This is a genomic window from Streptomyces sp. NPDC096205 (assembly GCF_044763135.1).
GTDB lineage: Bacteria > Actinomycetota > Actinomycetes > Streptomycetales > Streptomycetaceae > Streptomyces.
This window is the reverse complement of record NZ_JBIWFS010000009.1, coordinates 472,066-478,799: the sequence shown is the minus strand read 5'-3', so window position 1 is coordinate 478,799 and position 6,734 is coordinate 472,066. Positions and strand designations below refer to the sequence as shown.

Sequence of the window (6,734 nt, the reverse complement as noted above, 5' to 3'; positions counted from 1 at the left end):
TACTGCAGGGGGGACCCTGTGGGAGAGTAGGACGCCGCCGAACAATCATTGAAGAAAAGGCTCACACCTTATGGTGTGGGCCTTTTCTGCGTTTAGGCTCACCCTATGCGCTATGACTTGATCATCTTCGACAACGACGGCGTACTCGTCGACAGTGAGCCCATCTCCAATCGGCTGCTGGCCGAGTACCTCACCGAGGTCGGGCATCCGACGACGTACGAGGACTCCATTCGGGACTACATGGGGTCCGCGATGCACCGGATCCACGATCTGATCGAGGAGCGGACCGGACAGCGGCTGCCGGCCGAGTTCGACGATGTCTTCCACGGCAGGGTCTTCGCGGCGTTCGAGCGGGAGTTGAAAGCGGTGGACGGGGCCGCCGATGTGCTCGAAGGGCTCGACGCGGCCGGGGTGCGGTACTGCGTGGCGTCCTCGGGGAGTCATGAGCGGATCCGGGTGGGGCACCGGACGACCGGGCTGGACCGGTGGTTCGACGAGGAGCGGGTGTTCAGCTCGCAGGACGTGGGGCGGGGGAAGCCGGCGCCGGATCTGTTCCTGCATGCCGCGGAGCGGATGGGGGTGGCGCCCGAGCGGTGTGTGGTCGTCGAGGACAGCCCGCTCGGGGTGCAGGCGGCCGTGGCGGCCGGGATGGATGTGTATGGATTCACGGCGATGACGCCTGCGACCAAGCTTGCGGGGGCCACGCTGCTGTTCTCCTCCATGAAGGAGCTGGCCGGGCTGTTGCAGCGAAGCTGAGGAAAATTCAGCTTCGGCGTATCCAGCCGGACCGCGGGGCCCTACGCTCGCCGCCATGACTGATGTGCTGCGCCGCGGCAGGGCTTCGCTGGCGTTCTCCTTCTTCGCGCAGGGCGTCGCCTTTGCTCTGCTCGTGACACGCATCCCGGCCGTTCAGGACCGGTACGGGGTCTCCGACGCCCTGCTGCCCGCGTTCCTCGCCGCCGTGCCGGTGCTGGCCGGGGCGGGCAGTGTGGGCACCGAGTGGCTGGTACGGCGCATACCGGCCAGTGCCGTGCTGCGCTGGTCCCAGCCGGTCGTGCTGCTGGCGCTCCTCGGGGTGGGGGCGGGGGACCGTATGGCGGAACTGGCCGTGGCGCTGGGGGTGTTCGGGCTGGCCGTGGGGGCGTTGGACGCCTCGATGAACATGCTCGGGGTGAGTCTGCAGCGGGCGTACGGGCGCAGCATCATGCTCGGGTTCCATGCGGCGTACAGCCTGGGCGGGATTCTCGGGGCCTCGCTGGCGTGGGTGGGGGCGCACTGGGACCTGGCGCTGTTCGTGTCCTATCTGCCGGTCGTCGGTGTGCTGTTGCCGCTGTGTCTGGTGGGGAGCCGGTGGTACGTCGGCGGCGGAGGTGACGGGGGCGACGGAGGCAAGGGCGGGGAGTACACCGCCGGTGCCGGGGACAGCGGTGTCGTCTTCAAGATGCTGTTGCCGCTGTGCCTGGTGATGACCTTCGCGTACATCGGGGACTCGACCGTCTCCAACTGGAGTGCCAAGTATCTGCAGGATGTGCTGGGCAGCTCGGAGCAGCTGGCGACGGTCCCGTACAACGTCTACATGGTGACCACGCTGGTGGGGCGGACGCTCGGGGACTTCGGGGTGCGGCGGTTCGGGGCGGTGGCGGTCGTACGGGGTGGGGCGCTGGTGGCGGCGGTCGGGTTCGCGGTGGTGGCCGGGGCGCCCGGGGCGTGGGTGGGGATGCTCGGGTTCCTGCTGCTGGGGCTGGGGTTGTGTGTGCTGGTGCCACAGACGTTCGCGGCGGCGGGGCGGCTGTTCCCGGGGGCGTCGGATGCGGCGGTGGCGCGGCTGAACGTCTTCAATTACGTCGGGTTCCTGATCGGCTCGCCTTTGGTGGGGGCGCTCGGGGACACGTGGAGCTATCGCGGGGCGATGCTGGTGCCGATGGTGTTGGTGCTGGTGACGCTCGTGTATGCCCGGTCGTTCGCGGCTCAACCGGACCGATACGGTGGCGGACATGAGCGGCCGCGCACAGCTGATGTGGGACGAGGCAGTAACGGGCTATGACTTCGGGCCGGGGCATCCGATGGACCCGGTCCGCCTCGCCCTGACCAGGAGTCTGGTCGGGGCGTTCGGGCTGGACCGGGACGTGGAGGTCGTGGCGGCGAAGCCGGCGGGGGAGTCGACGCTGCGGCTCGTCCACCGTGAGGACTACGTGCGGGCGGTGAAGGCTGCTTCGGCGGATCCGGGCGGGGCCGACGGGTCGTACGGGATCGGGACGCTGGACGATCCTGCGTTCGCCGGGATGCACGAGGTGTCGGCGCTGATCGCGGGGCAGTCGGTGGGTGCGGCGGAGGCGGTGTGGCGCGGGGAGGCGCTGCACGCGGTGAACTTCGCGGGCGGGCTGCACCATGCGATGCCCGGGGGTGCGGCCGGGTTCTGCATCTACAACGACGCCTCGCTGGCGATCGCGCGGCTGCTGGAGCTGGGGGCGGAGCGGGTCGCGTACGTCGATGTCGACGTCCATCACGGGGACGGGGTGCAGGCGGCGTTCTGGGAGGACCCCCGGGTGCTGACCATCTCCTTGCACGAGCATCCCCGGACGCTGTTCCCGCAGACCGGGTGGCCCGAGGAGACCGGGGCGTCCTCGGCGGAGGGGAGCGCGGTGAATGTCGCGCTGCCGGCGGGGACCGGGGACGCGGGGTGGCTGCGGGCGTTCCACGCGGTCGTGCCGGAGCTGATCGCCGACTTCCGGCCGCAGGTGCTGGTGACACAGCACGGCGCCGACACCCACTTCGAGGATCCGCTGGCCCATCTCGCGGTCTCGCTGGACGCGCAGCGGGCGGTGCAGGTGGCTTGTCACTCGCTGGCGCATGAATACGCCGACGGGCGGTGGATCGCGCTCGGTGGGGGCGGGTATGCGGTGGTGGACGTCGTGCCTCGGTCCTGGACGCATCTGGTGGGGATCGCGGCGGGGCGGGAGATCGGGCCGGAGACGGTGATTCCTGAGAGCTGGCGGCAGGAGGTCTACGCGCGGACTCGGCAGTTGGCGCCGATGCGGATGACCGATGGGCGGTGGCCGGTTTCCTTCGCCGACTGGGAGGCGGGGTACGACCCGGCGGACCGGTTGGACCAGGCCGTGCTGGCTGCTCGGCGGGCCGTGTTTCCGTTGCGGGGGTTGTTGGCGTAGGGGCGTGGTCGCTGGGCGGGTTTTCGCTGTGCGGGTGGGTCTGGGCTGAGGACGGGGCGTTCGCGCGGCTCAGCGCTACGAGGTGCCGCTGCGCCCACCCGTGCCGCCCTAGCGGCACGATTGCCCGCAGCTATGCGGCTTGCGCCTGCCCGCAGCTATGCGGCTCGCGCACGCGCACAGCTGAGCGGCTCGCGCCTGCCCGCAGCTATGCGGCTCGCGCACGCGCACAGCTATGCGGCTCGCGCCTGCCCGCAGCTGACGGGATCGCGCCTGCGTCCAGCTGAGCGGCGCGCTCACGCGTACAGCTGAGCGGCTCGGGCAGGCCCGCAGCCATGCGGGCTCGCTCACGCGTCCAGCTGAGCCGCTCGGCCGCCCGTAGCTGAGCGGCCGCGCACGCCCGCAGCTATGCGGCTCGCTCACGCGTACAGGTAAGTGGCTCGCGCCCGCCCGTAGCTGAGCGGTCCCGCGCGCCCGCAGCTGAGCGGGTCGTGCACGCGTACAGCTGAGCCGCTCGCGCATGCCCGCGGCTATGCGGCTCGCTCACGCGTCCAGCTGAGCCGCTCGCGCATGCCCGCGGCTATGCGGCTCGCTCACGCGTCCAGCTGAGCCGCTCGCGGACACCCGCGGCCGGGACGGACCTCGGCTGGATGTCCCCAGGGGCGCGGGGAACTGCGCGATCGGCCTGCGACGGCCCGCGGTCGTCCACGGTGGATGGCTCCCGAACCGTGCGCGGCGCGCCGTTACGCCAACCGTGGGGTGTTACCCCTGTTTACGTCCCCCCTCCTCGCCCCCTCCGTCACCATCGCCGCATGGTGAGTCCCGGTGCCCTGCGTGCGCATCTCGTCGCTGCCCGGATCGCCGGGGCGGTGGCGACGTCGAGGGAGGAGAGCCTGCGGAGCTATCGGCTGTTCGCGGCGCGGGACCCCCGGGTGCTGATCGGGCTCGATCCGATGTGGACGTGGGGGCAGCGGGATCTGATCGAGCTCATGGCGGACAAGTGCGGGGTTTCGGCCGATCCGCGCTGCACGTCGGGGCATGATGTGATCGACCCGCAGCGGACGCTCACCGCGCTGGACGCGTTCGCGGAGAGGGTCGGGGCCGCCGCCCGGCGCCGGGTGCCCGTGCTGCTGGGCACCGGACATCCTCACCGGCTGCTCGGCTTCTACGCCGAGCTCGCAGACGCTCTGTCGACGGCGGGATGTACTGTCCTCACCCCAGCGACGGGTCGCTGTGTCGACATAACGACCCGGTTCGGTCTACGTACACACGTCCTCGACTACGTACGAGGCGTCGCGTTGGTGCGCGGCCCCGACGCTCGCGCCCCGGGTCGTGCGACCGGCGCACACACCCACTCACCGCTCCCGGTTCGTACGGCGCTGGCCGCTGCCGCGGAGGCCGGAGGCCCGCTGCCCGAGCTGGTGATCGGCGACCACGGCTGGGTCTGCGGGGCAGGTCAGCTGGGGTTCGAGGCCATCGGGCTCGGCGACACCGACGACCCGGCGCTCTTCGTGGGCGAGGCGGAGGGCGTGGTGTCCGTGGCCGTTCCACTTGATGACGCTGTGCGGTCCGATTACTACCGTCCGCTTACCCGCTACGTACTCAATCGGGCGTGTCTGTCACAGTAGGCCGCCGATGGGTGCACCTCTTCCCCACTCGCATCACCCGCCCCTACATTGGGGAGTGAGCACGCAACGACGAAGAGTCACCGGAAGGGGAAGCCGGTGGCCGTCGAGTGCGGAAGGTTCAGGTGTGTCATGGCTGCAGCTGGCGAGAGGCCTCTGAACGAGGTTCAGTTCCTCACCGTGGCGGAAGTCGCCTCAGTGATGCGAGTGTCGAAGATGACCGTGTACCGGCTGGTGCACAGCGGTCATCTGCCCGCGATCCGGGTCGGTCGGTCGTTCCGTGTCCCGGAGCAAGCGGTTCACGAATACCTGCGGGAGAGTTACGTGGGGGTGGAAACCGCCTGACGGCCACCGGTGAGGAGATCCGTTCCGGGCAACGCAGGGCAATACCGGTCGCTTGTGGATCTCCTCCAGCCCCTCGATTACGACCTCGGCCCTCGGGCGGGTAGGCTAGCCCCTCGTAGGTCGTATGGGCCCATGGCGCCCAGCACCGAGTGATGAGAAGTGAGCGAGGGTAGTCGTGGGCTCTGTTATCAAGAAGCGGCGCAAGCGGATGGCCAAGAAGAAGCACCGCAAGCTGCTCAAGCGCACGCGCGTTCAGCGTCGCAACAAGAAGTAAGCGCCTCGGGCGGCCACGTGTAGTGGCCCGTCCGACGACGGCGTGGCTGTGGCCCCCCACCCTGCGGTGGGGGGCCACACGCATATCCCCCGGCCCCTCTCTTTCCGGTCACCTCCCGCATCCGGAGGTCATCACAGCGCAACGCCGACCCGCTAAGTTGGCCGTACACGGGGAACGCGGCAGGGTACGAGCCAGGGAAACCGGAACCGATCCGAACCGCCAGGCGGAAGGAAGGCGCTGATCTTGGGCAAGGTCGTGCTCGTCACCGGAGTGGCCCGTCGGCTGGGCGGCCGGTTCGTACGACGGATCCTGCGTGACCCGGACGTGGACCGGGTCGTCGCCGTGGACGCGGTGCCGCCCGAGCACCACCTGGGCGGCGCGGCCTTCGTCCAGGCCGACATCCGGCAGCCCACCATCGCGCGTGTGCTCGCCGAGACGGGCGCCGACACGGTCGTCCACATGGACGTCACCGCCACCGCGCTCGGCAGCGGCAGCCGGACCACGGTCAAGGAGACCAACGTCATCGGCACGATGCAGCTGCTGGGCGCCTGCCAGAAGTCCCCGACGGTCAAGCGGCTGGTGGTGAAGTCCAGTACGAGCGTGTACGGCTCGGCGCCGCGCGATCCGGCCGTGTTCACCGAGACGACCCCGCCCAAGTCGCTGCCGAGCGGCGGCTTCGCCAAGGACGCGGTCGAGGTCGAGGGCTATGTGCGCGGCTTCGCGCGCCGCCGCCCCGATGTGGCGGTGTGCGTGCTGCGGTTCGCCAACATCCTCGGCCCGAGCGCGGACTCGCCGCTCGCCGCGTACTTCTCGCTGCCCGTGCTGCCCACCGTCTTCGGCTACGACCCGCGGCTGCAGTTCGTGCACGAGGACGACGTGATGGACGTTCTGCGGATCGCCTCCCACGAGCCGGCGCGCGGCACCCTCAACAGCGGCACCTTCAACATCGCCGGAGACGGTGTCCTGCTGCTGTCGCAGTGCTCGCGGCGGCTGGGCCGCCCCACGGTGCCGCTGCTGCTGCCGGCGGTCACCTGGGCGGGCACGATGGTGCGTACGCTGGGAGTGACGGACTTCTCGCCGGAGCAGATCCGGCTGCTCACCCACGGGCGGGTGGTGTCGACGGACCAGATGCGCGAGACGCTGGGATTCCACCCGAAGTACACGACCGCGGAGGCGTTCGCGGACTTCGCCCGCAGCCGGGGTCCCGGACTCCTCCCGCCGGAGGCCCTCGCCGGGGCCGTGGACCGGATCGCCGCGCTGGCGCGACCGGACGACAGCCCCACGCCCCAGCCCCCGACCCATCCCCGGACGCAGAGCGCCGACTGA

The 6,734-nt window shown here is 70.4% G+C and carries 7 protein-coding genes; all 7 read left to right on the top strand.

The window, feature by feature from the left end:
* The first annotated feature begins 105 nt into the window (after window positions 1–105).
* The 7 genes from ACIQ6Y_RS31830 to ACIQ6Y_RS31800 all read left to right on the top strand — a co-directional run bounded on the left by ACIQ6Y_RS31830 (window position 106) and on the right by ACIQ6Y_RS31800 (window position 6,734).
* Window positions 106–756: an HAD family hydrolase gene (locus tag ACIQ6Y_RS31830; RefSeq protein WP_404044160.1), complete on the top strand. Its 651-nt coding sequence runs from the start codon at window positions 106–108 to the stop codon at window positions 754–756.
* Between the two features lie 55 nt (window positions 757–811).
* Window positions 812–2,044, top strand: a complete 1,233-nt coding sequence (locus tag ACIQ6Y_RS31825) for an MFS transporter (RefSeq protein ID WP_404044158.1) — start codon at window positions 812–814, stop codon at window positions 2,042–2,044.
* On the top strand, window positions 1,995–3,167 hold the full coding sequence (locus tag ACIQ6Y_RS31820; RefSeq protein ID WP_404044156.1) for an acetoin utilization protein AcuC: 1,173 nt from the start codon (window positions 1,995–1,997) through the stop codon (window positions 3,165–3,167). Before ACIQ6Y_RS31825 ends, ACIQ6Y_RS31820 begins: the two co-directional genes overlap by 50 nt.
* An 809-nt stretch (window positions 3,168–3,976) precedes the next feature.
* The gene (locus ACIQ6Y_RS31815; protein WP_404044154.1) at window positions 3,977–4,792 is read left to right on the top strand and encodes a phosphatase; all 816 of its coding nucleotides are present in this window, start codon (window positions 3,977–3,979) and stop codon (window positions 4,790–4,792) included.
* Window positions 4,793–4,921: 129 nt separating this feature from the next.
* Entirely contained in the window at window positions 4,922–5,134 is a 213-nt protein-coding gene (locus tag ACIQ6Y_RS31810) for a helix-turn-helix domain-containing protein (RefSeq protein WP_004984898.1), read from the top strand.
* A gap of 175 nt (window positions 5,135–5,309) precedes the next feature.
* On the top strand, window positions 5,310–5,408 hold the full coding sequence (locus ACIQ6Y_RS31805) for a 30S ribosomal protein bS22 (RefSeq protein ID WP_003948845.1): 99 nt from the start codon (window positions 5,310–5,312) through the stop codon (window positions 5,406–5,408).
* A gap of 243 nt (window positions 5,409–5,651) precedes the next feature.
* Entirely contained in the window at window positions 5,652–6,734 is a 1,083-nt protein-coding gene (locus tag ACIQ6Y_RS31800; protein WP_404044152.1) for an NAD-dependent epimerase/dehydratase family protein, read from the top strand.